Genomic DNA, 24,268 nt, shown 5'->3' with positions numbered 1-24,268 from the left:
CCCGACCCTGCCTGGCCCGGGCCGGGTCTGCCATCGGGTCTGACACCCACATCGGGTGTTCAGGTCACGTGAGCCGCACCACGCGGGGCAGGGGTGACGGATGGGGCGCGAGCGCGGGGCGGCGGCGGTATTCCTGCGGGCTGACGCCCCGTTCGCGCTTGAACGCCGTGCTCAGAGCGAAGGCGCTGCCGTAGCCGACGCGCCGGGCCACCGCCTCCAGCGTCGCGTCGTCCTGGCGCATCAGGTCGGCGGCCAGGGTTAGCCGCCAGCCGGTGAGATAGGCCATCGGGGACTCGCCCACCACGTCGGTGAAGCGTCGCGCCAGCGAGGCCCGGGAGACACCCGTGCGCGCGGCCAGGGAGGCGACGGTCCACGCGTACGAGGGGTCGTCGTGAATGAGGCGCAGGGCCGGCCCGACCACGGCGTCGGTCTGCGCCCGCTGCCAGCCCGGGGCGGCGTCGTCCGGAGTGGCCAGCCACGAGCGCAGCACCGAGACCAGCACCAGGTCGAGCAGCCGGTCGAGCACCAGATCCTGCGCGGGTTCGGTGCCGCTCATCTCGCGCACGAGCAGCTCGATCAGCGCCCGGTCGCCGGCCTCGGCCGGGCGGATCAGCAGGCCGGGCAGCGCGTCGAGCAGGCGCCGGCTGACCTCGCTGTGCATCTGGTAGGTGCCGCTGATCATCACGGTCGCGCCGTCCGGGGCCGCGCCCCACGTGCGGACGCCCTGCCCGGTCATCGTCATCTCGGCGCCGTCGGCCGACTCGCAGCGCTGTCCGGGATGAATGACGATCTGGGGCGCGGTGCCGGGGGAGTCGGCCACCGCGTACGGCTCGGTGCCGGTCACCACGGCCACGTCGCCCGGCTCGACGCGGACCGGGGTGGCGTGCTGCTTGAGGATCCAGGCCTCACCGCGGACCAGCGTGATCAGCGACAGCGGCGAGCCGTCCTGAATCCGCAGCGACCACGGCGGATCCAAGACCGAGCGCAGCAGGAACGCCCCGCGGGCGCGTGGCCCGTCGAGCAGTCCGGTCAGCGCGTCCATCAGCTCACCGTAACGGCACGCTCCACACTCCGGTCTCCGCGGCCCGCCGTCCGGTCTTGCCGGTTCCACCGATGAGGAGTGTCATGCGTCCGGTGCAGCGGCGTTCGATGAGAGCCTGAATGAATCGGAGGCGCAGCCGCATAACCAGGAAGCTCAGCGCGGCCTCGGCCGGGCGGCCAGCCCGTTCACGAACGAGAGCAGCACCACCAGGGCGCCGACGAGCATGCCGCTCCAGGCGACCCCGTGCTGCTCGTGATAGCCCAGCACGAACGGCGCCGCGACCATCCACACACCGGTCAGCGCGGCGGCCACGCTCAGGGCCAGGGACCGGCCGGGCCGGACGACCTGAGCCACGCTGAGCACGATCAGCAGCGCCCCCGCGACGACGTCGTTCCACCACGGGTACACGCCGTGGTCGATGATCACCGGCGTGATCGCGAGCCAGACGCCGCCGAGCAGCACGAACGCGCTCGGCGTGAGGACGATGTCGCTGGAGAGCCGGCGGGCGACCCGCGACCCCACGGCTTCCTGTGCCGGCATGTCGCACCCTCCCCGCTCGGGCCTGTCGTTCAAAGATGGGCGGGCGGGGTGGCGAAGGCTCCGCGAACGTATGACAGTCACGTGACGATCAGCGACGCGACCTCCCGGACGGCGGCGGCGAAAGCAGCGGCGCCACCTCGACATAGCTGTGGATGTCGTACGGGAAACCGTGCAACAGCAGGACCGGCGGCCCGTCCGAAGGCCCGGCCTCGTGATACGCGACCTCGAGCACCTCGGTGGTGACGCGCCGCACCGGCAGCCGCGTCACCGGACGCGCCGGTCCCCGCGGGCGGCCAGTTCATCGTCGTCGACCAGCGCCACCATCGGCTTCCCGGGTTCGCACAGCATCGTCACCGTGAACCGCACCGGCCCGTCGTCGCGGGCGTTGCCGTCCGAGTAGTGGATGACATCGCCACCCGGCTCCCAGAACGCCTCGCCCGCCTTGACCACCCGTGGCGCCTCGCCCTCCAGCTCGAAGAGCATCTCGCCCTCGAGCACGACCCCGAACGCCGGACCGGGGTGCCGGTGCGGCGGCGCCCCCGGGTCACCAGCCGGATATTCGATGACGATGGTCATGGCGTGTGCGCCCGCCGGGATGAAGGGCGGCTGCGCCTCCTGCAGCACGGTCATCGCCGTCTGCCACGCGTCCGATCGCTTGTCACTCATCGGGGACCTCCCAGCCGATTGCTGTTGTCCCTGCTAGGACCGCCGTGCCGCGCGCGTTGTGACAGCCGCCGGATCAGGACTCCTCTCCAGCCCACCCACCCGGGGGTAGCGGCGAGCCTACGACTTTCCGGCGGCGGGCGGCTTCCGTTGTCCACCGGCCGGCCTCGCGTCGGAGCGGGACAGGCGGGTATAGGTCGGGGTGTGGAAGACGACGCCATGCCGGTTCTCGCTGCGATCAGGGGCGCCTTCGGGACCAGCACGCGGCTGCCCGGCCTGGCATCCGACCTGGTCGTGGCCGATCCGGCGGGCTGGACAGCGGCCGATGGCGACGTCGAGCCGCTGCTTGCGGCCGCCCGGCGGCACTGGCACGCCCAGCCGCACGTGGCGGCCGCCCTCATGTGGAAGGCGTACTCGTACTGGCTGGCGGTCCCGGTCGCCTTCAGCTGGGTGGCGGCTCGCCGGGTCCCGCGCGTCGCCGCCTCCGACGTGCTGATCCGGCTCGACGCGCCGCAGGCCCCGATCCGCCTCGGCCTGCGCACCGCCGTCCCGGCCGCGGTGCTGGCCTCCGACCCGCTCGCGTCCGGCCCGCTCGCGTCCGGCCCGCTCGCGTCCGGCCCGCTCGTCTCCGGCCCGCTCGTCTCCGGCCCGGCGGTCTCGGTGGTGGCGGACGAGGCGGCGCTGCTGGAACAGGTGCGGCGGGTGCTGCTGGGCGAGCATGTCGAGCCCCTGATCGACGCCGTCCAGCGGGTGGTCCGGGTCGGTCGACGGCCACTGCTCGGGTCGCTGGCGGCGAACCTCGCGCACGCCACCCGGCACGCGGTCCGGGCCGTGCCGGGCGCCTCGGCCCGGGAAGTCGGGACGCTGCTGGACGGGCTCGGCCTGGACAGCCTGGTCGAGTGGGCCGCCGACCCGGCCGGGCTGGTGACGGTGCGACGGCGGACGTGCTGCCTCGCCTTCACGCTGCCGCAGCCGCGATTGTGCACGGACTGCTGCTTCTCACCGGAGCAGAGGGCCAGAGCCTGACCACAGCGAAGTCAGTCCTCAGTGAAAGCGCTGCGGAACCGGGCCAGCGCCTCCTCCGACGATCCGGACGCCCAGGACTCGAGGGCGACTACACCCTGATAGCCGAGCTCGTCGATGCGCCGCAGCCGCTCCGCGACCGGAAGATCGAGGAACACCGTCTCCGCGCTGACGGCCAGCCTCACTTCGTCACCTCGACGACCCTTCCCGTACGGGCGGACTCGGCGGCGGCGAGGGCGATGGCCACGGCGGCGCGGGCGTCCTCGCCGGTCACAGTGGACGGTGAGCCGGTCCGGACGGCATCGGTGAAGGCGGCTCACCGAGTCCGACGGCGCCACTGCGGCGCACATGCTGCTGGGCGACCCGCCGACCGCGGTCACCGTCTTCAACGACCGCTGCGCCACGGGCGTCCTCGACGTGGTGTCCCGGGCCGGGATCGCCGTGCCCGGCGAACTCAGCGTCGTCGGCTACGACGACAGCAGCCTGGCCCGGCTGGCCCACGTCGACCTGACCACGATCGCCCAGGACGTCGCCGTTCTGGCCCGCCTCGCGGTGGCGCGGGCGATCGCCCGCGTCGAGGGCGAGCCGGTCGACCGGCGGGAGGTCGTCGTCCCGCCGCACCTCGTTGTCCGTGGCACCGCCGCGCCTCCTCCGGGCTCGCGGCGGAGCTCACGCCGCCCAGCTGATTCCGGCTGGTGACGCCGAGTCGGGGGAGGCCCGCCGCGGGTCACATGGCGGGTACGGCCACGGTGTGGCGGTGCGGGCGGGCGGTTGCGCGGCCCTGGGGAGCGGGCACCACCAGAGCGGCGGCGATGGCTGCTTCGCGGCGCAGGTTGCTGCTCGCGCGGCGGGCCGAGTCGGCGTCGTGCCAGGCGGCGCGCTCCGCGGCGACGGCCTGCTCATAGCGCTGCCGCAGCCACGCCGCCGAGGCGCGGGTCATGACCAGCTGCTGCTCGACCGGGTGCAGACGGGCGTCCCAACCGGCCCGCTCGGCCACGGCGTCGGCCACCGCGGCGGCCGGCAGCTCGCCCCGACCGGCTGCGGCGGTCACCTCGCGGTGCAGGTAGCGCTGCCGGGCCGCGTACTCGTCGCAGGTCCGCACCGACCACGGTGTGCCCCACGCCGCCGCCGAGGTGGCGGTGCGCAGCCGGGCGTCGGCTTCCAGCCAGGCCGCGTACGCGTCGTTCAGCTCGGCCTCGGACCGCTCCCACGCCTCCTGCCACCGCCGCGCATGGGCCTCGGCCCGCTCGGCCGCCACCCGCACCTCGTCGGCGAAGCGTGCCGTCTGCGCTGCCTCCTCGGCCTGTCGCCGCACGGCGGAGCTGTTGCCCCGCAGCGCCGCGACGAACTCCTGCGCCGCGTGCCGGGGACGGCGCATCGCCTCGGGGCTGCCCAGCAGCAGCAGGGCGGGGAAGGTGAGCAGCATCAGCGTGGCCCAGATGGCCATCGGCGCCGGCTCGGTCAGCAGCATTTCCGCAACCACGTTCATGGGAATCCGTCCTTCGGTGAAACAGTTCCGGGGTGGTGCGCGACCGTCTGGTTCCGGCGGCCGCTGGGCCGGTAGATGTCGACCGCCATCGATTCGACGGTTGGGGGCCGGTCGGCGATCGGCCGGCCGGGCCGTCGGCCGTCGCTGATCCGGCGGCTCGGCGAGAGGGTGGTGACCGGCGGGCTCCTGGCGATCGGCCGGAAAGTGCCGACTGTCGTCGGTCCGGCTGGAGACGTCTCGACGATCGGGCCCGGGTGGGCGGCAATCGTCCTGCTTCGACGATCGGGCCTGTCCTCCGGCTACGCCGGAACTCAGGCCGGTGCGGCGAACGTCAGAGACGGGACGGCCGTGCCGGAAGCGGTGATCGCCGGAAGAGCGACGGTCAGGCGAACGCGGCCGGAGGCGCGCGGCAACCGCGGGCGCCCGCGGTGAGCTGCGGCTGCAGGCCGGTCGGCCGATCGGCCCGCAGCGCCCGGGCCTCGAAGCTGCTCAGCCGCGGCTCGAGCGGCCCGCGATGGCTGAGAACCGCGGCGACGGCGAGGACAGCGACGACGATCAAGATCGCCGTCAGCACCGCCGTCGTCACCATGCGTACACCTTAACCGCACTTTGCTGGGGGTGCTGGTCGCGCCTCGCCGGTGTTTCGGCTACCGATCTTGAGGGTAGGGGGCGGAAACCGACAAAAGGAGCCGTCATGCCCGAGCAGAACCTGTCGACCGACCCGGACAAGTACCCGCCCCTCGACCCGGGCGCGCCGATCCCCGACGACCCCGGTGAGCTGGAACCGGACAGCCCCGACCCGCTGCCCCCGGCGCCGGTCGAACCGATCGTGGAGCCGGACGTCGAGCCCGCGCCGGAGCCGGGTGGAGTACCCGAACCGGCTTGAGTCGCGCTGATATCTTCGTCGCCGTCACCGATCGGCATGAGTCGATCAGGGCGACTCCATTCGGGGGAAACATCGTTATGAAGGTCAACTTCGCCGGCGCGGTGGTCGTGCTCGCGTCAACCGCCCTGCTGGCCACCGGTTGCGCGGGTCAGAACGACGACAAGGGCGGCGCGGCCGCGCCCGCCGCCCAGGCCACCTCGGCCGCGCCCGCCACCAACGGCGTCGAGGCGCTCGAGGCCGAGCAGATCCTGGACAAGGCCAAGGCGGCTCTCAAGAAGGCCGGCTCGTTCCACATGAAGGGTGACATCGTCACCGACGGCGACACGATGGGCCTCGACTTCAAGACCGACGGCACCAAGATCAAGGGCAAGCTGTCGATGGCCGGCCCGAGCGTCGAACTGCTCGAGGTCGGCGGCAAGCGTTACATCCGGCCCGACGCCGCGTTCTGGGGCATGAGCGGCGGCAAGGAGCAGGGCGAGCAGCTCGCGAAGCTCGTCGGCGACCGCTGGGTCGAGGTCAAGGCGGGCGACAAGGACACCGCCGACATGTTCGGCTTCTCCGACATCGACTCGATGCTCGACGCCGAGGGCAAGGTCACCAAGGGCCGGGTCAAGGACGTCGACGGCACTCCCGCGATCGGCCTGGTCGACAACTCGAAAGACGGCGGCACGCTCTACATCGCCACCACCGGCGAGCCCTACCCGCTGCGCATCGAGAGCAAGGACGCGGCCGAGGGCGGCCTCGACTTCAGCGAGTTCGGTGCGGAGTTCGCCGACATCGTGGCCCCGGCCGCGAACGAGGTCGTCGACCTCGAGAAGTTGATGGGTAAGTAAAGCGACAGTTCCGCATGGCGCGGCGCCACTAGGGTTTCGGGTGGCGCGCGCGATCGGGAACCGCCCGTCGTCGCGGCCGCACTCCGAAGTGGAGGCGCGCGGATGTCGACGGTGACCAGAGCGCAGTGGCGCGAGGTTTATCTGGGTGGCTCGCCCGAGGCGGAACGGCGGATCTTCGACCGGGTGGCTCGGCAGATCATGCTGACCCAGCTGAAGAACCGCCCCACCGGGGACGCGCCGGTCGTGGCCGGTTTCCAGGCCAAGGGCACGTACGCGGTCGACGACGCCCACCTGCGTTTCGCCGACGACCTGCCGGCCGAACTCCAGGTGGGCTTCGCCCGGCCCGGCGCTGCCTACCGCACGTCGGTCCGGTTCAGCAACGCCGAGGGCCGCATCCTCGACGACCGCGAACCCGACCTGCGCGGCGCCGCCCTGCGCATCACCGTCTCCGACGACGAGCAGCACGACCTGCTGATGACCAACGCGCCGGTGTCGCACGCCCGCGACGCCCGCCAGTTCGCCGAGTTCGCGGTGGCTACGGCGGGCGGCGGCGTGGGCCGCTACACCGGCCTGGCCAAACTGGCCTTCGTGCTGGGGCCCGGCGAGACGGCCCGCATCGTGCGCAACGTGGTGGCGGCGCGCCGCCGCATCACCAGCGTGGCCACCGAGACGTACTGGAGCCGCACCCCGATCATGTGGGGCGGACACCTCGCCGTCCAATACCTGCTGCGGCCGTTCCCCGACGCTCCCGAGGGCGGCGAGCGCGACGGGCCCGACTTCCTGACGTCCGAGATGGAAAACCGGCTGGCCGAGGGCGACGTCCGGTTCGAGCTGTGCGTGCAGCGCTACCGCAGCGACGACGAGACGCCGATCGAGGACGCGGCGGTCGATTGGCGTACGCCCGGAGCCCCGCCCGAACCGATCGCCGTGCTCACCATCCGGGCCGGCTCGTGCGACAACCCGGTCGTGCACGGGCTGCGCTTCAACCCGTGGAACACCACGGATGACTTCCGGCCGCTGGGCAACCTCAACCGGGTGCGCAAGGCCGCGTACGACGCCAGCGCCGCTCACCGCGACCGGCAGCGCTGGCTCACCGAGGCGCCGGTTCGCAACCGCCTGGCGGGCGCGGCCATGCGGACGGTGTTCGGCGCGGTCAACCGCTTCCGCCCGTGGCATCGCCTGCCCGACGCCCTGGCCCTGCTGAATCTGGCGTCCCTGCGCGACGTGCTGCGGCGCGACAACCTGATCGGCACCGGGGCGGTCGAGGCGCCCCCACGCGTACGGAAGGCGCCTCCGCCCAGCACCGACGAGCAGCGAGAATTCCGTACGCATGAAGGCCGTTTCAATGATCTTTCCGAGCCCGGCATGGGGGCGGTCGGGGCGGGATTCGGCCGCAACGTGCCCGCCGACCGCCGTGCCGACCTCGACAACCAACCGAATCCGGTCACGGTGAGCCGGAAACTGCTGCATCGTGAGACGTTCCGCCCGGCGACGACGCTGAACATCCTGGCCGCCGCGTGGATCCAGTTCCAGGTGCACGACTGGGTGGTCCACGCCCGCCACCCGCTCGGCGTCGACGACGTGCGCGTGCCCCTGCCGCCGGACGTGCCGGGCTGGGCGAACACGCCGGGCGGACAGCTCGAACCCGAGATGCGCATCGGCGGCAACGTCGTCCCGGCGGCCAACGTGGCATCACACTGGTGGGACGGCTCCGAGGTCTACGGCACGAACCCGGGCCTGCTGCTGCGCGACGGGCCCCGGATCCGGCTGAGCCCCGAGGGCTACCTGCCGGTCGACGTCGACGGTTCCGAGATCACCGGCTTCAACGAGGCCTGGTGGCTGGGGCTCAGCGGCATGCACACGCTCTTCGCCCGGGAACACAACCTTCTGTGCGACCACCTGAAGGACCGGAACCCCGGCTGGGACGACGAAAGGCTCTACCAGACGGCCCGGCTCATCGTCGCCGCCCTGATAGCGAAGATCCACACCGTCGAGTGGACCCCGGCGATGCTCGCCACGAACGTGCTCGAACGAGCCATGAACGTCAACTGGAACGGCGTGCCACCCCGGGACTGGCTGAGCCGGGCCGGCCTGTGGCTCACGGACGTGAACGCGTTGCGGGGCATTCCTGAAACGAACCCGGACCACCACGGGACGCCGTTCTCGTTGACGGAGGACTTCGTCACGGTCTATCGCATGCACCCGCTGATTCCCGACGACTACACCTTCCGCAGCGTGGACGGGGCCGAATTCGGCCACCGCAGCTTCGCCGAACTGCAGGGCGGCCGCGCCGACGACGAACTGAGGGCGATGGGGTTGAGCAGCGTCCTCTATTCGTTCGGCATCGCCCATCCGGGAGCGATCACGCTGCACAACTACCCCCAGGCTCTGCTGAATCTGGAACGCGAGGGCGAGATGATCGATCTCTCCGTCGTCGACCTGGTGCGGAACCGTCGCCGCGGGGTGCCCCGCTACAACGACTTCCGCGAGGCCCTGCACCTGCCACGGATCAAGCGCTGGGAAGACCTGAGCCCGGACCCGGAGACCGTGGACCGTCTGCGGGCCGTTTATCGCAGTATCGATGAGGTCGACACCATGGTCGGACTGTTCGCGGAGACGCCGCCGCCGGGGTTCGCGTTCTCGGATACGGCGTTCAGAGTGTTCATTCTGATGGCTTCGCGGCGGTTGCAGAGCGACCGGTTTCTCACTGCCGATTATCGGGCTTCGGTCTATACGCAGTTCGGTCTCGACTGGATTGCCGACTCCACCATGACCTCGTTGATTCGGCGGCATTGTCCCGATCTTGAGGGTGTTGTGCCGTCCAATGCTTTCAAGCCGTGGTGAGGTTCTCGGGAGCCTCGGCTTTCGTGCGCTGGGACCAGCGTTGTGTCCGGCGGGCGCGCGGATCGTCCGCGCGCCCGGTCCGTGGTTGGTGCTGCCGACCCTGAGGCGGCTGTCGAACCTCAGGCCACCAGCGGCTTGAGGGCGGCGCCGACTGCGGCGACCACGCCGGGGCGGTGGCCGTTGCGGATCAGGTTGATGCAGACGCCGTCGACGCCGGCGTCGAGGACACGCTCCTGGATCTGCTCGGCCAGCTGGTCGGGGGTGCCGAGGAAGGCGCGGTTGCGGCGGTCCTCGGGGATCGTCTCGCCGAGTTCCTTGGCCTCCTGCTCGGTCTCGCCGGCCATGCCCATGATCAGGAAGCTGGTGGCCAGCGTGGCCGGGTCGCGACCGATCTCCTCGCAGCGCCGGCGCAGCACCGAGATCTTGTGGGGCAGCACGTCGAGGTCGCAGATGATGTTCATGTGGTCGGCGAACCGGGCGGCCAGCCGGAACGTCTTCTGCTCGCCCGAGCCGCCCAGCATGATCGGCACGGTGTCGCGTACGCGGGGATTGTTCATGGCGTTGCGGGCCTGGTACCACTTGCCGTCGAGGGACGCCTGCTCGCCGCGCAGCATCGGCGTAATGATCGTCAGGGCCTCCTCGAGCCGCTCGAAGCGCTGCCCGAACGTGCCGAACTCGAAGCCCATGTCGTGGTGCTCGCGCTCGTACCAGCCGGCGCCGATGCCGAGCACGGCGCGGCCCTTCGAGACCACGTCGAGGGTGGTCACCGTCTTGGCCAGCAGCGCGGGATTGCGGTACGTGTTGCCGGTGACCAGGGTCGACAGCTGGACCGTCGAAGTGGCCGAGGCGAGCGCGCCCAGCGTGGTGTACGCCTCGAGCATGTTCGCCGACGGGTCGCCGATGCCCGGCAGCTGATAGAAGTGGTCCATCACCAGCACGGTGTCGAAGCCGGCGGCCTCGGCCTCGCGGGCCTGCGCCGCAACCGTGTCGAACAGGTTCTCGTTCGGGACGCCGGGATAGGTGAAGTTCGGGATCTGGTAGCCGAGCCGGATGGTCATGGTTGTCCCCGCCGATGTAAGAGGTCTATCACTTCCGCTAATGTAAGAGCCTACTCACATGGATGCAAGGCGAGCGGGGATATGGGCTACCACCACGGCGATCTTCGAGCGGCGCTGATCAGGGCCAGCTTCGAGCTGCTCGCCGAGGCCGGTTTGTCCCGGTTCTCAGTGGCCGCAGTCGCGCGCCGCCTGAAGGTGAGCTCCGCCGCGCCCTACCGGCATTTCCCGGATCGTGCCCATCTGCTGAGCGCGGTCTCCGCCACGGCTGCCCACGATCTACGCGAGGCGATGGTTGCGGCCGTCGCCCAGAACCCCGATGACGGTCTGGCCGCGGCCGCCGGGGCGTACGTCCGCTACGTCGTCGGCACCGGCGCCGGCATCCATGTCATCTTCGCGGCAGAGTTGTACGAGGTGGCCGACGACTGCCGCCGCGACCAGACCCGGGCCCTGATGACCACCATGCTCGAGCTCACCCGTTCCGACGTGCGCCTGCTCGAGGCCACCCTCGCTGTCGCGCACGGCTACTCCTCCCTCGTCCTCGAGGGCTTCTTCACCAAGGACAGCATCGACGACGTCGTCCAGCGGGCCACCGACGCCGCGCGTGCACTTCAGTAGCAACCCGGCGGCACCCCGGCGGGCACCCGCCGGCCCGGAGTCTCTTCCGGGTGACGACACGACAGGAACTCCGACCGGATCCGCGGATTCGCTCCCGAGCCCGCCGGGCCATCACCGCACCGATGGTCGCGGCGCTGGCCGTCGGCCTGGCGGTCACTGCCGGCCCGGTCCCGGTGCAGGCCGCTCCGCCCGTGGTGGCGCAGGAGTGGGGCTCGCTGATGTACCGCAGCCTCACCCGGCAGAAGACCCTGGCCACCCTCAAATCGACCCTGACCATGCAGCAGACCGCCGCCGTGACCCGGACGAAGGAAGTCAGCCAGGCGACCGCGGGCCTCGCGGCCGCCCAGGCCCGGGTGACCACCGCCGGCACTGCGGTCACGACCGCCCGGGCGCGGCAGGCCGCGGCGCAGACCGCGCTGACCACCGCCAAGCAGAAGCTGACCAAGGCGCAGAAGAAGCGGCCCGTCAGCAAGACGGCTGTGACCAAGGCCAGGAAAACCGTGACCGCGGTGACCAAGGTTCTGGTGGTGCGCCGCACCGAGACCCAGAAGGCGACCACCACGCTGGTCACCGCGCAGACGGCCGTGCGTACGGCCCAAACGACCCTGACCAAGGCCACAAACACCCGTGCGGCGCTGGCGGCTGCGCTCGCCGTGACCCGGAACCGGATCGCGACCCTGCCGACGGCCGGCGCCTACGCCGACAAGGCCGCCACGATGAGCCGGGACGTCGTCAACCAGACCCGCACCGGGTTCGTGGTCGCCGACACGATGACGGTCTACGGCACGACCGTGCACCGGAGCGTCGCGTACGCCTTCAGGCGCATGGTCGACGACGCCCGCGCCAACGGCATCGCCATCTCGGGCGGCGGCTTCCGCACGAAGGAACGCCAGATCGAGCTGCGGAAGATCAACGGCTGCCCGGACGTGTGGAGCGCGCCCTCCTCGTCCTGCCGGGTGCCCACGGCGATTCCGGGGCGGTCGCTGCACGAGCTCGGCATGGCGGTCGACATCACCTCGGGCGGGAAGACCCTCACGCGGACCAGCCCGGCCTTCAAGTGGCTGGTGCTGCACGCCAAGGCGTACGGCTTCGTGAACCTGCCGTCCGAGCCGTGGCACTGGAGCATCACCGGCGGCTGAACACCGGTGTGATGGCCCGTTCAGCACTGTCCCGTAGCCTGCCCCGGTGACGGAAGTCGGTTGGCGGACGGACTTCAGGCGGCGCTGGGCGGCCTACGCGACGAGCGAGTTCGGCAGCGCCCTCGGCTACTCGGCGCTGCCGATCGTCGCCGTGCTGGTGCTGGGCGTCGCCGACTTCCAGGTGTCGCTGCTGACCGTGCTGGCCGGCGTGGTCAGCGCGGCGGTGGCGCTGCCGCTCGGGCCGTGGATCGAGCACCACCGGAAACTGCCGGTCATGGTCGCGGCCGACCTGGTGCGCCTCGCGGCGGTGGTGTCGGTGCCGGTGGCCGCCCTCGCCGGAGTGCTCAGCTACTGGCAGTTGTGCGTGGTCGCGGTCGCCCAGATGGCGGCCCGGCTGGCCTTCGACTCGGCCGGGGTGGCCCAGCTGCGTACGCTCGTGCCGGCACCCCACCGGGCCGAGGCGAACGGCAGGTTCGAGACGACGATGTGGGCGGCCAACGCGACCGGTCCACCCGTCGGGGGAGTGCTGATCTCGTGGCTGGGCGCCACCGCCACGATGGTCCTCGACGCGGTCAGTTTCCTGGCGTCGGCGCTGATGCTGCGCGGCCTGCGCGACGCGGAGCCGGCGCCACCACCACGCTCCGCCGAGCACCACTGGCTGCGGGAGATCACCGGTGGCTGGCGCTACATCTTCGGCCACCGCGGCCTGGCTCTGCTGTTCTGGAACTCGATGGTCTTCGGGGGCTGCATCATGGCCCTCGTCCCGCTGCTGGCCGTCTTCGTGCTGCGTGACCTGGGCCTGCCGGCTTGGCAGTACGGCCTGATCAGCGGCGTCTCCGGGGTGGCCGGCGTCCTCGGTTCGCTGCTGGCCGGCCCGATCCGCCGGCGCCTGGGCGAGCACCGCCTGCTGTTGCTGGGCGGCGTCGGCCGCAACCTCTGGCTCGGCCTGATCGCGCTGGCCCCGGCCGCTCACACCGCCGGCTTCGTCCTGGTCGCCGCGGCCGAGTTCCTGATGGTGCTGTTCGCGGGCATGTTCAGCCCCACCTTCGCCACGTACCGGATGAGCGCCACCGACGACGCCCACATGTCCCGCGTGGTGATGGCCTGGTCCATCACCAACAAGGTCGTGCAGCCGCTGTGCATCGCCGCCGCCGGCGCGCTGGCCGCCGTCACGAGCGCCCGAACCGCCATCGCCGTGCTGGCCGCGATCCTGCTGACGGGCATCCTCCTGCTCCCGTGGCGGGCGCCGGTCTCGCCGTGACAGGGGGCGTGTCAGAGGCGTGTCAGGGCGGTGACAGGGCGGGCCGCGATCGTCTGACGCATGAGTTCAGCCATTGAGGTTTCGGGACTGCGCAAGGCCTTCGGGGACAAGGTGGTTCTCGACGGCATCGATCTGGTGGTGGAGGCGGGCACTGTCTTCTCGCTGCTCGGGCCGAACGGGGCCGGCAAGACGACGACCGTGAACGTGCTGGCCACGTTGATGAAGGCCGACGGCGGTTCGGTGCGGGTGGCCGGGCACGACGTGGCCGCCGAGACCAAGGCGGTGCGGGCCACCATCGGGGTCACCGGGCAGTTCGCCGCGGTGGACGAGCTGCTCACCGGGCAGGAGAACCTGCAGCTCATGGCCGACCTGCACCGGGTGGCCGACGGCAGGCGGGTCATCGGCCGGCTGCTCGAGCGCTTCGACCTGGTGGAGGCGGGGACCGAGCTGGTCAACAGCTACTCGGGAGGGATGCGCCGCAAGCTGGACCTGGCCATGACGCTGGTCGGGGACCCGAGCATCATCTTCCTGGACGAGCCGACGACGGGGCTCGACCCGCGCAGCCGGCGCACGATGTGGGACATCATCCGGGAGCTGCTGGCCGAGGGCGTCACCATCTTCCTCACCACCCAGTACCTGGAGGAGGCGGATCAGCTGGCCGACCGGGTCGCCGTGCTCGACCAGGGCCGCATCGTGGCCCAGGGCACGCCGGACGAGCTGAAGCGCCAGGTGCCGGGCAGCCACGTCCGGCTGCGGTTCGCCGGCCTCGGCGACCTCGACGCGGCGGCCCGGCTGTTCGCCGGCTCGACGCGGGACGACGAGGCCCTCACCCTGCGGGTGCCCGGCGACGGCGACACGGAGTCGGTGCGGATCCTGCTCAACCAGTTGCACGACAACGCCCTGCACGCCGACGACTTCTCCGTGCACACGCCGGATCTCGACGACGTTTTCCTTGCTCTGACCGGACGTCCGAACGCGGAGGTAGTGACCAAATGACCGACTCGGTGATCATGCTGCGACGCAACGTCAAGCACGTGGTGCGCAACCCCACGACCGTTTTCAACGCCGTCCTGTTCCCGGTCGTCATCATGCTGATGTTCGTGTATGTGCTGGGCGACGCGTTCAACGTCGGTGAGGACTATGTGGACTACGCGACGCCGGGGCTCATGCTGCTGGCCATCTGTTACGGGCTGTCCGGCACGTCGACGGCCGTCGCGTCCGACATGACCAAGGGAATCATCAACCGGTTCAAGGCGATGGACGTCTCGCGCGGCGCGGTGCTGTCCGGGCACGTGAGCACCACCATCGCCACCAACCTGATCGCCGTCGCGGCCATCGTGGGGGTCGCCTTCGCGCTGGGTTTCCGTTCGGCCGGCGGGTTCCTGGACTGGCTCGGGGTGCTCGGTCTGGTGCTGCTGACCAGCTTCGCCGCCGCCTGGATCACGGTCGCCCTCGGGCTGGCGGCCAAGACGGTGGAGGGGGCGGGCATCGCCACCGTGCCGCTGATCATGCTGCCGTTCTTCAGCAGCGCCATCGTGCCGGCCGACAAGATGGGCCCGGGCGTCAAGCAGTTCGCGGAGTACCAGCCGTTCACCCCGATCATCGAGACGATGCGCGGCCTGCTGAACGGCACGCCGTCGGCGGGCACAGCCATCGCCGCCATCGCCTGGTGTGCCGGCATCGCCCTGGTCGGCTACCTGTGGTCGACCGCCACCTTCAAGAAGCGAGCGTGACCTCGGCCAGCTGACGCCAGTCGGTCAGCCGGCCCTCCGCAGCCGCCTCGGCGAACCCCGTGTCGCCGAGGCGGCTGCGCGCTGCCCGCTCGATCCGGGCCACGTCCGGGTGGGAGAGATCCTCCAGACCGCGTACGCCGGAACTCGCCGCGAGCAGTCGTGCGGCCTGTGCCGCATCGTCCTGCCGCAGCGCCAGGTCGGCGACGCCGACGAGAACGTGCGCGACCATCGGCGCGTAGCCGGCCTCGGCCATCGCCCGGAAGGACGCCTGCCGGTGCGTCCGCGCCTCGTCCAGATCCTCGGCGAGGTAGGCCAGCTGGTCGTCGGCCACCGCCTGCGCGTTCGCGCCCAGCATGGCCATCGCGGCGCCCAGGTGTTCCCGCGCCGCGGCTGCGTCGCCGCGCCAGCGGGCCAGTTCCGCCTTCGAGAGGGCCAGCTCGCCCAGCGAGTCCTGCCAGTTCACCCGTTCCGCGTGCCGCTCGGTGTCGGCCAGCGCGGACGCGCTCGCTTCCTCGTCGCCGAGCAGCCACCACAGCTGGGCCTGCCGTCCGCGCATGCGGATGACGTCCTCGACCGACCCGAGCTCGGTGACAGCCCCGATCGCCTCCTCCACCAGCCGGCACGCGCCGGTCAGGTCTCCGCGTACGGCGAGCCGCTCCGACAGTTCGGTCAGGGCGAACCAGATGCCGAACCGTTCGCCCAGCGCGCGAAATTCGGCGAGCGCCGCCTCGAGGTAGTCGTCGGCGACCCGGCCGGTGTGCCCGAGAATGATGCGCGACTTGCCGAGGTGCAGCCGGGCGAGCGCCCGCACCCACGGATCGGGGTCGTCCAGCAGCGGTTCCCACGCGGAGAGCGGGTCGTGCGGCGCCCGTTCCATCCGCTCCAGCGCGGCCACGATGCCCAGCCGCGGGTCGCTCGACCCACTGCGCAGGCTTGTCTCGTACGCCCGGTGGATCCACTCGGACAGCCGGGGCTCGACGCTGCGGCCCGAGCTGACGAAGTGCACGGCCAGCGCGTACGCGATGGCCCGGACGTCGTCGGTCACCGCGCCGGGCGTCTCCGTGGCCGCGGTGAGCAGCTCGAGGCCCTCGGCCTTGTGCCCGGCCAGCCACCAGTACCAGCCGGCCCCGGCCGCGAGCCGCATCGCCGCCTGCGCCTCGCCCGCCGCGACCGCGCCCCGCATGGCGGCGGTGAGGTTGTCGTGCTCGACCGCCAGCGTCGCCAGCCACTCCAGCTGCTCGGCCCGGCGCAGGTGGGGGTCGGCGGTCTCGGCGAGCTCGGTGAACCAGGCGAGATGAGCCTGCCGTGCCGTCCCGGTCTCGCCCGCCTCGGCGAGCCGCTGCACGGCGTACTCGTAGATCGTGCCGAGCATCCGGTAGCGGGGCGCCCGGTCGCCGGTGGTCACCAGCAACGACTTCTCGGTCAGCGAGGTGAGCAGATCGAACACGTCCGGGTCGGCGCAGACGCGCTCGGCCGCCTCCAGGGTGGCGCCGCCGGCGAAGACCGACAGCCGGCGCAGCACCCGGCGTTCCGCGTCGGTGAGCAGCTCCCAGCTCCAGTCGACGACCGCCCGCAGCGTCCGGTGGTGCGGCAGCGCGGTGCGACTGCCCCCGGTGAGCAGGCGGAACCGGTCGTCGAGCCCGTGTGCGAGCTGGTCGAGCGTCATCGTGCGCAGCCGGGCCGCGGCCAGCTCGATGGCCAGCGGCATGCCGTCGAGCGCCTGACAGACGCGGGCCATGGTGGCCTCGTCGTCGACGAAGTCCTTCCGTACGGCGCTCGCGCGGTCGCGCAGAAGCTCGATCGCCGAGACCGAGGCCAGCGGTTCGACCGTCCACAGCGCCTCGCCCGTGATGCCCAGCGGTTCCCGGCTGGTGGCCAGGATCCGCAGCCCCCGGCACTCGCCGAGCATCCGGTGGGCGAAGGTCGCAGCCGACTCGATCACATGCTCGCAGTTGTCCAGGATCAGCAGCGCCTCCCGGTCGCGGACGGCGGTGATGAGCCGTTCCGTCAGGCCGGCCGCGGTCGAACCGCCGAGCATGGCGTCGCGCAGCCCGAGACCGGCGATGGTCGCCTGGGCCACATCCCCGTCGGCGCCGAGCGGGGCCAGCTCGACCAGCCACACCCCGTCCGGCAGTTCGTCGGCCAGGGCGCGCCCCGTCTCGCCGGCCAGCCGAGTCTTGCCCGTGCCGCCCGGCCCGATCAGGGTGGTCAGGCGATGCGCGGCCACGAGCGCGCGGACCGCCGCGACGTCCTCGTCCTTGCCGACGTACGAGGTCAGCTCGGCCCGCAGGTTGGTCTTCCGTTCCGGTTCCCGCTGCCGGCCCTCACCCCGCAACAGAGCGACGTGCAGCTGCGACAGCTCCGGCGAGGGGTCGGCGCCGAGTTCGTCGGCCAGGGCTTCCCTCGTACGCTGATAGACCTGCAGAGCCTCACTGCCGCGCCCCGCCGCCGCCAGCGCCCGCATCAGCGCCCCGGCCAGCCGCTCGCGCAGCGGATGCGTGGCCACGAGGTCGGTCAGCTCGGGAATCAGCTCGACGCCGCCGTCCTCGAGGGCGGTCAGCCGCAGCTCCTCGAACCGGGCGACCGCCGAGTCGAACGCCGCGCTGCCGGTCAACCCGACGTCGTGCAGCACCGGACCGCGCCACAGCGCCAGGGCTTCCCGCGCCTGCCCGTCGGCCACCAGCCGCTCGAACCGCACGGCGTCGACCGCCTCGGGCGCCACCGCCAGCCGGTAGCCGGCCGGATGCCCCTCGACCACCCCGTCCGGCAACGCCTTGCGCAGCCGCGAGACCAGCCGTTGCAGCGCGTTGGCGGCATCGGCGGGCGGCTGCTCACCCCAGATCCAGTCGACCAGCGTCGACTTGGAAACCACCCGCCCCGGCTCCAATGCGAGCGCCACGAGCAGCGCACGCAGCCGCGCGCCCGGCACGTCGGCGAGCCCGCCGTCGTCCGTGCGAACCTCGAACGGCCCGAGCACCCCGATCTGCACCCGCCAGATCTTGCCATGGGTGCCCGGGGCCGCGGGGTTCAGGCGATGGGGCGGCGCTGGTGGGGGAGTGCCGGGCGGAGGGCGCCGTCCCGGGCCAGGCCTGTCAGGACGGTGTTCAGGTCGTCGACCTGGGCCTCGGTGTGGGCGGCGGTGAGCTGGACGCGGAAGCCGATCTCGTCGCGCGGGACGCCGGGGTACGGGGCGAGCGTGACGTACTGGCCGGCGGCCCACAGCCGTTCCGATACGGCGATCAGGTCGTGGTCGGGCGAGATGGGGATCTCGACGACCGGGGTGTCGTGCACGTTCAAGGTGTGGACGTTCATTCCCCGTACGTGGGAAAGCAGTTTCGTGGTCAGGCGGTGGAGATGCCCCCGCAGCTCGTCGCCGCGCTTCTCGTTCACGTCGAGGCCGGCCATGACGGTCGCCAGCGAGGCCACGGGGGACGGACCGGAGTACAGGTAGGTCGGCGCGGCCACCTTGAGCTGGTTCTTCACCGCGGTCGGCAGGGCCAGGAAGGCCAGCAGCGACGAGTACGCCTTGGAGAAGCCGCCGACCAGGATGATGTTGTCGTACGTCTCACCGGCGTGCTTGACGATCGCGTTGCCGCGCATGCCGTACGGGGAGGTCTCGACGGCGCTGCGCTCGCCGATGACACCCATGCCGTGCGCGTCGTCGACGTACAGCAGGGCGTCGTGCTCGCGGCACAGCTGGGCGTACTTCCGAAGGTCCGGGATGTCGCCGGTCATGCTGTTGACGCCGTCCATGCAGACCATGACCGGGCGTTCCGTGGCCTCGCCGAGCAGCCGCTCGAGCTCGTCCAGGTCGCCGCTGCGGAACCGCTTCATGGTGGCGCCCTGGCCGCGGGCGAACACGCACCCGTCGTAGATGGTGCGGTGGGCCCGGCTCTCCATGATGACCGTGCCCTTGCCGATCAGCGCCGGGATCACCCCGAGGTGGATCTGCGAGATGGTCGGCAGCAGCAGCACGTCGTCGGCGCCGAGCAGGTCGCTCAGGCGTTCCTCGAGCTGCGGATAGAGCCGCGGGCTGCCGAGCATGCGCGACCAGCTGGGGTGCGTGCCCCACCGGCGCAGCTGCGGCTCGACCGCCTCGATGACCTCCTCGTCGAGGTCGAAGCCCAGATAGTTGCAGGACGCCCAGTCCACCAGCCAGTCCTGGCCGATGCGGATCCGGCGTCCGTCGATCTCCTCGATGACGGCGTCGTACATCCGGCTGTTGACCCGAAGGTCTTCGATGTCATGGGTTTGGGCCGGCACGGCGTACCCCTCTTTCGCGTTTCAGGATCGTTTCTGGCCCTACCCAGCAGACCATCGATCAACCGAAAACGTCAGATCGATCGCTTGCCCCTCGGAAACCATTTCGCGCGCCTCACGGCTTGGCGATACGACCACTTTCCTGTACGCGGGGCCGGGACGCGATCAGCCCCGGGCCAGTTCCAGGGCGTACTTCGGCCACCACTGGCCCGCGGGCGGGGCGTCGGCGCCGCACGCGCCGTCGGATTCGCCCGGGCGTTTGATCCAGAGGTAGGCGTCCACCAGGGCGTGGCCGGTGGTGAGGGTGGGTGGGTCGCCCAGGGCGCGGCCGGACGGGTTGCACCAGTGGGTCTGGCCGGCCGACCTGCGGGCCGGGCCGTTGCCGTTGCGGCTGGTGTCGATGACGAAGTGGGCGTCCTCCAGGTGGCCGGACACCTCGGTGCCGTAGGCGACGTTCGATGCCGTGGTCTCGAAGTTGGCCACGTTGAGGGCGAAACCGTCGGCGTCGGCCACGCCCGCCCGGCGCAGCGCGGTGGCCATCCGGGCCGGGTCGGTGATCCAGGTGGGGTTGCCGCCGTCCAGGTACACGCTGAGCTGCGGGTTGGCAGTCAGCGTCCGGATGGCCGCGGTGAGCAGGCGGTAGCGCTCGTCGCGCTGGGTGGGGGTCAGGCAGTCCTCGGCGGCCTGCGCGACCGCGTCCGGCTCGAGGATCACGATGGCGCGGTGGCCGGTCAGCGCCTGGGCGATGGCGGCTACCCAGGCCGTGTACGCGGCCGCGGACGGGGCGCCGCCGGCCGAGTGGCCGCCCGAGCAGTCACGGTGGGGGATGTAGTAGAGCGTCAGCACCGGGATCTGGGCGGCGGCTGTGGCGGCCGCGGCCACCTGACCGGCCCGGGTCGTGTCGGGGTCGGCGAACCAGGCCGCGACCGGGCGGTCGGCTATCCGGCGGATGAGGGCGGCATCGGCCGTGCGGCCCTCGGCCTCGTACGCCCGCACCTGGTCGATCGCCGGGCCCGCCGGCTCGACGTACAGGGACGGTGGCGGGGCGGCCACCGGTGCGGGGGAGTCGGCGGGGCCGCCGTCGGGGCGGGCCAGCCAGACCGCGGTGAGCACGCCGGCCACCGCGGCCGCGGACAGCGCCAGCAGCTTGCGCCGGCGGGAGGCACGATGCCGGGCCACTAGGCGACCTGCACCCAGCGGCCCTCCGAGGGCACGCCGGCGCTGTCGACCAGGAAGAGCAGGTACCAGCCGGACGGCAGCAGGCCCTTCTCGCCGGGAACGCTGATCGCCAATCCGCCCTCCACCGGGTCGATGCCGACGGCCACCGAGCGCTGGTCGACGTCGACGACGTGGGTCACCGCGCTGGGCCGCATCAGTCGGGCGCGGGTCACGTCGGTGCTGCCGGTCGTGAAGGTTACCGTGGTTCCGCGCTCGATCCGGGTCGGCCCGCCGGTGATGACCGGGCGTTCTCCCCGGAAGAGGTAGGGCGGGCTGTAGACCTCGATCCGCTTCTCGAAGGCGCCGGGGTTCTTGCCGGTCTCGTCGTAGAGCGGGTCGCTGCCGAGGGTGATCACCCGGCCGTCGGGCAGCAGGATCGCCTCGGAGTGGTAGTTGCGGCCGACCGTCGACTCGGCCGCGGTGGCGAACGTGTTGGCCTCGGGCCGGTAGATCTGCGAGTTGAACAGGTCGCTGCGGGGCCGGCCGCGGTACGGGCCGCCGCGGTAGCCGGAGCTGCCGCCGGTGGTGAAGACGGTGTCGTCGGGCAGCAGCACCGTGCTGAGGTAGCGGGCCGGCTGGGGCAGATCCGGACCGGGCAGGTAGACCGGATTGTTGGTGTCCAGGTCGGCGATCGCCGTGCGGGTGGTCGAGACCGGGGACTCGCCCACCTCGCCCCCGCCGAACAGCATCACCTTCTGCTCCTGCGCGGGCGCCAGCAGCACCGACGAGCTGGTCTCGGTCAGCCGGGGCTGAGCCAGGCCGGGCACGACCTCGAAGCTGTTGTCCTCGAGGTTCCAGAGCCCGGGCGTACGGCCTTCGGTGTCGGAGCCGTAGCCGGAGTTCGACCCCGAGTAGAAGAGCCGGTCGTCCGCCATCAGGTGCAGCGCCGGATAGGTGGGGAAGTAGCGCTTCAGCTCGGGCGCGTCGACCCAGCGCCGCGCGGAGCGGTCGTAGCGCTCGTTGTCGCCGGGCAGGACGCGGCCGAACTCGTCGAGGCCCGAGACGGCCAGCACGTCGCCGTCGGGCAACTCGGCCAGGGTGGGGTACCAGCGGCTCTTCACCATGTCGCCGGTGCGGACGTACCGCTCGGCGACGGGGTCGAACTCGTACGACGTGTTGTCGCCGCCGTACTCCTGCTTCTCCCGCGTGATCTTGTCGGAGACGCCGTACAGGTTGTCGCGGTCGGCGCCGGTGAGCACTTCGATCGCGTACTGGCCGGGCTGCTGGACGACGGGCGCGTTGCCGGGCAGCACGGCGTCGACCCAGACCTCGGCCACGCCCGCGTGTTGCATCGGGATGCCGTCGTGCGCCATCTGCGTGGCGGCCGGCACCGTGACGTCGGTCCTGGTCTCGTACTCGAAGCCGCTCCTGGAGGTCAGCCGGGTGCCCTTGGCGAAGAAGCGCGGGCCGGCGGTGGCCGACTCGTTCTTGAGCTTCATGACGCCGGCCGCGTTGGTGATGTCGCCCTCGAGCACCTCGTAGCTCTTGGTGCCGCCGGCGATCAGCAGGTTGCCGTTGGGCAGGAACGTGTGCCCGGCGCAGAACACGTCGGTCGGCGTCGGCACCTCGGAGAACGCGTCGGCCGCGGGGTCGTACAGCACCGTGCGGAACGTGCCCGCCTCGAAGTTCTCGCGGTTGTTGCCGCTGCCCGCGATGATGAGCACCTTGCCCGTGCTGAGCAGGGCGGCGTGGATCGCGTTGACCTGGAAGCCGGCCGGCACGGGCAGGCGCGACCAGTGGCCGAACTGCTCCTTGTACGACTGCCGGTTGATGCTGAAGCTGTGCAGCGCGTCCGAGCCGAAGGCGACGACCGGCCGGTTGACGACCGCGACCACGGTCAGCACCAGCAGGGCGATCAGGCCGCTGCCCAGGCGCCGGGCGAGGGTCGGACGAGGTCGAGGGGTCATGCGTACGTCTCCACGGGCTCTTCGATCGACAGGGTGCGCTTCTTGGCGGTGAGCAACCGGAGGGCCGGCGGCGTCAGGCAGATGACGAGGTTGAGGGCCGGCCACAGCCACATCCAGCCGTCCACGTGCCCGATCCCGGGGGCGACGACCAGCAGGACGGCGTAGAAGGCGGCCCACCGCAGGCTGTGCTTGAAGGTGGCGGGCCGGTCGGCCGTGGCCGCCTCACCCTTCGGCGTGACCACGAAACGGGCCGGGCGCCGCAGCACCGCCGAGACGAACGCGGACACGTAGACCGGCGTCGACAGCGTGGACACCAGCATGCCGGCCAGGCCCGACGAGCCGGCCACCTCGTGCGGGCTGACGTTGTGCCGGCGGTTCCACAGGTACAGCAGGAACTGGAAGAGCGCCGCGTCCACATAGAGCATCAGCCACACCTGCTGCGGCACCTGCACGCCCTTGGCGCCGAGCACCAGATACCCCACCGCGTTGACGGCGCCGAGCAGCCACGCCATCGCGGTCAGCGGGTAGTACGACATCAGCAGGCCGTAGAACAAGGACCGGCTGGGGCCGAGCCGCCGCGCGGTGCGCCAGAACGAGGTGACGGCGACCTCGTCGGTGCCGCGCGACCACCGGTACTGCTGGCTGAAGTAGTCGGTCCAGGTGGACGGGCCCTCGCCGACCGCCAGCACGTCCGGGGTGTAGACCGAGCGCCACCCGGCGGCGTGCAGCGCGAGGCTGGTCGCCATGTCCTCGGTGATCGAGTCCTGGATGCCGCCGATCTCGCGCAGCGCCGAGATGCGGACGGCGTTGTTCGTGCCCACCAGCATCGCCGCGCCGAACCGGTTGCCGGCCCGCTGCAGCAGCGAATGGAAGAGGTACTGCTGCGACTCGGCCCAGCGGGTGACGAGGTTGTCGTAGTTGCCGTAGATCTGCGGGCCGACGACGAAGGCGACCCTCGGGTCGTGGAAGTAGCCGAGCAGCCGTTCGCAGAAGTTGGGCAGCGGCACGTGATCGGGGTCGACCGAGACGAACACGTCGTAGTCGTCGCCGTGCTCGGCGACCCACGAGTTGTAGTTTCCGTGCTTGGTCCGCGCCTTGAACTCGCCGGTGCGGGTGTTGAACTTGTCGATGCCGTGCCGGCTGAAGTGGCGGACCCCGATCCGCTCGCACATCTGCCTGACCTCGGCGTCGTCGCCCTCGTCGAGGAGCCAGACAGCGTACGGACCCTCGTGGCGCACGTCCAGGGCGGCGCGCAGGGTGCGCTCGACCATGGCGATCGGCTCCTTGCCGGGCACGATCGTGGTCAGGAAGGCCACCCGCATCCCGGGGGCGGGCGCGAGCGGCTCGGGGTCGCGGGCCCAGATGGTGGCCAGGCAGAGCGTCACCACGTTGATCAGCCGGAACACCTCGATGAGGAGCGTCGCGCCGATCATGAACCAGGTGGCGAAGTGCAGCACGGGGTGCAGGGCCCGGTCCGGCACCGCCACCGAGGACAGCAGCCACCCGACGAACGTCGCCTCGAAGACGAACGCGAACAGCGTGATGGCCACGTTCCCGACCGGGCGGCGGCCGGCGAGGCGGCGCAGGCCGATCGGCCCCGGCGTGGACGGCGCGGGAGCGGCTGGGCCGGCCAGCCCGCTGTAGGCCTGGTAGTCGTACCGGGGCGCGGGGATCACAAGCTTCCTCGTCCTCTCGACCGTCGGTGACGTTCCGTTATGACGATCGGGTTCGAAGTAACCCGATCGTCATAACGAGGA

At 71.4% G+C, this 24,268-nt stretch carries 23 protein-coding genes; 10 read left to right on the top strand and 13 right to left on the bottom strand.

The genetic code is table 11. The features are described 5' to 3' along the window. Positions 1–64 precede the first annotated feature (64 nt). From LXN57_RS01800 to LXN57_RS01785, 4 genes are all read right to left on the bottom strand, one after another. A complete protein-coding gene (locus tag LXN57_RS01800; protein ID WP_251796198.1) occupies positions 65–1,042 on the bottom strand; it encodes an AraC family transcriptional regulator in 978 nt (325 codons plus the stop codon). Positions 1,043–1,195: 153 nt separating this feature from the next. Further along, positions 1,196–1,582 (bottom strand): SPW repeat domain-containing protein, encoded by a 387-nt coding sequence (locus LXN57_RS01795; RefSeq protein WP_251796197.1) that lies wholly within the window; start codon positions 1,580–1,582, stop codon positions 1,196–1,198. A gap of 88 nt (positions 1,583–1,670) precedes the next feature. Beyond that, a complete protein-coding gene (locus tag LXN57_RS01790) occupies positions 1,671–1,850 on the bottom strand; it encodes an alpha/beta fold hydrolase (protein WP_251796196.1) in 180 nt (59 codons plus the stop codon). Further along, on the bottom strand, positions 1,847–2,248 hold the full coding sequence (locus tag LXN57_RS01785) for a cupin domain-containing protein (RefSeq protein ID WP_251796195.1): 402 nt from the start codon (positions 2,246–2,248) through the stop codon (positions 1,847–1,849). The genes LXN57_RS01790 and LXN57_RS01785 overlap by 4 nt, the downstream gene beginning before the upstream one ends. 201 nt (positions 2,249–2,449) lie before the next feature. On the opposite strand from LXN57_RS01785, the gene LXN57_RS01780 reads away from it, so the two are divergent. Beyond that, entirely contained in the window at positions 2,450–3,271 is an 822-nt protein-coding gene (locus tag LXN57_RS01780; protein WP_438872817.1) for a (2Fe-2S)-binding protein, read from the top strand. A gap of 11 nt (positions 3,272–3,282) precedes the next feature. On the opposite strand, the gene LXN57_RS01775 is transcribed toward LXN57_RS01780, so the two are convergent. Continuing rightward, entirely contained in the window at positions 3,283–3,453 is a 171-nt protein-coding gene (locus LXN57_RS01775) for an IolE/MocC family protein (protein ID WP_251796194.1), read from the bottom strand. A gap of 163 nt (positions 3,454–3,616) precedes the next feature. Here LXN57_RS01775 and LXN57_RS01770 point away from each other — a divergent pair, with 163 nt between their 5' ends. Next, positions 3,617–3,967 (top strand): substrate-binding domain-containing protein, encoded by a 351-nt coding sequence (locus LXN57_RS01770; RefSeq protein ID WP_251796193.1) that lies wholly within the window; start codon positions 3,617–3,619, stop codon positions 3,965–3,967. A gap of 28 nt (positions 3,968–3,995) precedes the next feature. Here LXN57_RS01770 and LXN57_RS01765 read toward each other — a convergent pair whose 3' ends face one another. Both LXN57_RS01765 and LXN57_RS01760 read right to left on the bottom strand, forming a co-directional pair. Next, positions 3,996–4,757, bottom strand: a complete 762-nt coding sequence (locus LXN57_RS01765; RefSeq protein ID WP_251796192.1) for a hypothetical protein — start codon at positions 4,755–4,757, stop codon at positions 3,996–3,998. A 382-nt stretch (positions 4,758–5,139) separates the two neighbouring features. Beyond that, positions 5,140–5,346 carry a hypothetical protein gene (locus tag LXN57_RS01760; RefSeq protein WP_251796191.1) on the bottom strand — a complete coding sequence of 69 codons (207 nt, stop codon included), beginning with the start codon at positions 5,344–5,346 and terminating at the stop codon, positions 5,140–5,142. A gap of 105 nt (positions 5,347–5,451) precedes the next feature. Between LXN57_RS01760 and LXN57_RS01755 the strand changes: the two genes are divergently transcribed. From LXN57_RS01755 to LXN57_RS01745, 3 genes are all read left to right on the top strand, one after another. After that, positions 5,452–5,643, top strand: a complete 192-nt coding sequence (locus LXN57_RS01755; RefSeq protein WP_251796190.1) for a hypothetical protein — start codon at positions 5,452–5,454, stop codon at positions 5,641–5,643. 77 nt (positions 5,644–5,720) lie between these two features. Then, complete coding sequence (locus LXN57_RS01750) at positions 5,721–6,476, top strand: hypothetical protein (RefSeq protein WP_251796189.1); 756 nt, start codon at positions 5,721–5,723, stop codon at positions 6,474–6,476. A 102-nt stretch (positions 6,477–6,578) separates the two neighbouring features. After that, complete coding sequence (locus LXN57_RS01745; RefSeq protein ID WP_251796188.1) at positions 6,579–9,320, top strand: peroxidase family protein; 2,742 nt, start codon at positions 6,579–6,581, stop codon at positions 9,318–9,320. Between the two features lie 119 nt (positions 9,321–9,439). Here the strand turns inward: LXN57_RS01745 and LXN57_RS01740 are convergent, their stop codons facing one another. Further along, complete coding sequence (locus tag LXN57_RS01740; protein WP_251796187.1) at positions 9,440–10,378, bottom strand: LLM class F420-dependent oxidoreductase; 939 nt, start codon at positions 10,376–10,378, stop codon at positions 9,440–9,442. A gap of 81 nt (positions 10,379–10,459) precedes the next feature. Here LXN57_RS01740 and LXN57_RS01735 point away from each other — a divergent pair, with 81 nt between their 5' ends. From LXN57_RS01735 to LXN57_RS01715, 5 genes are read left to right on the top strand one after another with little or no spacing between them, the layout of a single operon-like run. Further along, the gene (locus LXN57_RS01735; RefSeq protein ID WP_251796186.1) at positions 10,460–10,993 is read left to right on the top strand and encodes a TetR/AcrR family transcriptional regulator; all 534 of its coding nucleotides are present in this window, start codon (positions 10,460–10,462) and stop codon (positions 10,991–10,993) included. Positions 10,994–11,043: 50 nt separating this feature from the next. After that, positions 11,044–12,132: a M15 family metallopeptidase gene (locus LXN57_RS01730; protein ID WP_251796185.1), complete on the top strand. Its 1,089-nt coding sequence runs from the start codon at positions 11,044–11,046 to the stop codon at positions 12,130–12,132. A gap of 46 nt (positions 12,133–12,178) precedes the next feature. Further along, positions 12,179–13,393 (top strand): MFS transporter, encoded by a 1,215-nt coding sequence (locus LXN57_RS01725; RefSeq protein ID WP_251796184.1) that lies wholly within the window; start codon positions 12,179–12,181, stop codon positions 13,391–13,393. Positions 13,394–13,453: 60 nt separating this feature from the next. Beyond that, the gene (locus LXN57_RS01720) at positions 13,454–14,389 is read left to right on the top strand and encodes an ATP-binding cassette domain-containing protein (RefSeq protein WP_251796183.1); all 936 of its coding nucleotides are present in this window, start codon (positions 13,454–13,456) and stop codon (positions 14,387–14,389) included. Next, complete coding sequence (locus LXN57_RS01715) at positions 14,386–15,126, top strand: ABC transporter permease (protein WP_251796182.1); 741 nt, start codon at positions 14,386–14,388, stop codon at positions 15,124–15,126. Before LXN57_RS01720 ends, LXN57_RS01715 begins: the two co-directional genes overlap by 4 nt. Here the strand turns inward: LXN57_RS01715 and LXN57_RS01710 are convergent. The 5 genes from LXN57_RS01710 to LXN57_RS01690 form a co-directional block, all read right to left on the bottom strand. Next, complete coding sequence (locus LXN57_RS01710) at positions 15,110–18,115, bottom strand: AfsR/SARP family transcriptional regulator (RefSeq protein WP_251796181.1); 3,006 nt, start codon at positions 18,113–18,115, stop codon at positions 15,110–15,112. The two genes, LXN57_RS01715 and LXN57_RS01710, sit on opposite strands and share 17 nt — an antisense overlap. Before the next feature lie 38 nt (positions 18,116–18,153). Beyond that, entirely contained in the window at positions 18,154–19,389 is a 1,236-nt protein-coding gene (locus tag LXN57_RS01705) for an aminotransferase class I/II-fold pyridoxal phosphate-dependent enzyme (protein ID WP_251796180.1), read from the bottom strand. A 162-nt stretch (positions 19,390–19,551) separates the two neighbouring features. Further along, positions 19,552–20,565: a glycoside hydrolase family 6 protein gene (locus tag LXN57_RS01700; RefSeq protein WP_251796179.1), complete on the bottom strand. Its 1,014-nt coding sequence runs from the start codon at positions 20,563–20,565 to the stop codon at positions 19,552–19,554. After that, a complete protein-coding gene (gene glxA, locus LXN57_RS01695) occupies positions 20,565–22,511 on the bottom strand; it encodes a radical copper oxidase GlxA (RefSeq protein WP_251796178.1) in 1,947 nt (648 codons plus the stop codon). The genes LXN57_RS01700 and glxA overlap by 1 nt, the downstream gene beginning before the upstream one ends. After that, positions 22,508–24,187, bottom strand: coding sequence for a glycosyltransferase family 2 protein (locus tag LXN57_RS01690; protein ID WP_251796177.1), 1,680 nt, complete (start codon positions 24,185–24,187; stop codon positions 22,508–22,510). The genes glxA and LXN57_RS01690 overlap by 4 nt, the downstream gene beginning before the upstream one ends. Positions 24,188–24,268 lie beyond the last annotated feature (81 nt).

The sequence above is a fragment of the Paractinoplanes hotanensis genome (genome assembly GCF_023717965.1).
GTDB lineage: Bacteria > Actinomycetota > Actinomycetes > Mycobacteriales > Micromonosporaceae > Actinoplanes > Actinoplanes polyasparticus.
This window is presented reverse-complemented; position numbering and strand designations above follow the sequence as displayed.